This window comes from Vibrio sp. YT-19(2023) (assembly GCF_033337395.1).
Genome location: NZ_JAWOQN010000336.1, coordinates 1 through 815, shown reverse-complemented (window position 1 = coordinate 815; position 815 = coordinate 1). Strand labels below are relative to the sequence as shown.

Here is an 815-nt window from a genome sequence, read left to right as displayed (position 1 = left end):
GATTATTCTGTTTTCTCGTCAGTTGTTCAGCTTAACTAAAGCTGGTGTGCCTTTGCTGCGCTCAATGCGCGGCTTACTGCAAAACTGTGAAAACAAACAGCTTAAAGAAGCGCTAGAAGATGTGGTTTCTGAGTTGAGTAATGGTCGTGGCTTGTCGTCTGCGATGCAGCCGCACAACAAAGTGTTTAGTCCGTTATTCGTCTCCATGATCAACGTGGGCGAGAATACCGGTCGACTCGATGAGGCATTGCTGCAGCTAGCAAACTACTATGAGCAAGAGCTAGAAACACGTAAACGCATTAAAGCCGCAATGCGCTACCCGACGTTCGTTATCGTATTTATTACCATTGCGATGTTTATTCTAAACATTCTGGTGATTCCCGAGTTTGCATCGATGTTTACTCGTTTCGGGGTTGAGTTGCCGCTTCCAACTCGGATCTTGATTGCGACGTCCAACTTCTTTGTTCACTACTGGGGATTGCTCATTGCCGCTATGGTCGGTGCATTCTTTGTGTTCAAAGCTTGGGTGGCGACAGCAGATGGGCGGGAGAAGTTTGATAAATTTCGCCTCCGCTTACCAATCGTTGGCGATATCGTAAATCGCGCTCAATTGTCGCGTTTTGCTCGAACATTCTCGTTGATGTTGAAATCAGGTGTGCCGCTCAACCAATCTTTGGCACTTGCTGGTGAAGCATTGGGTAACCGCTTTTTAGAAAATCGAATTTTAGAGATGAAAGCAGCCATCGAAGCGGGTAGCACCATTTCTGTCACTGCCATCAACAGCAATATTTTTACGCCATTAGTTATTCAAATGA

The 815-nt window shown here is 45.9% G+C and carries 1 protein-coding gene; it reads left to right on the top strand.

All coding sequences use genetic code 11. The features are described from left to right. Positions 1 to 815, top strand: an 815-nt coding sequence (locus tag R7E78_RS25755) for a type II secretion system F family protein (RefSeq protein WP_318058561.1), incomplete at both ends; no start/stop codon positions are given.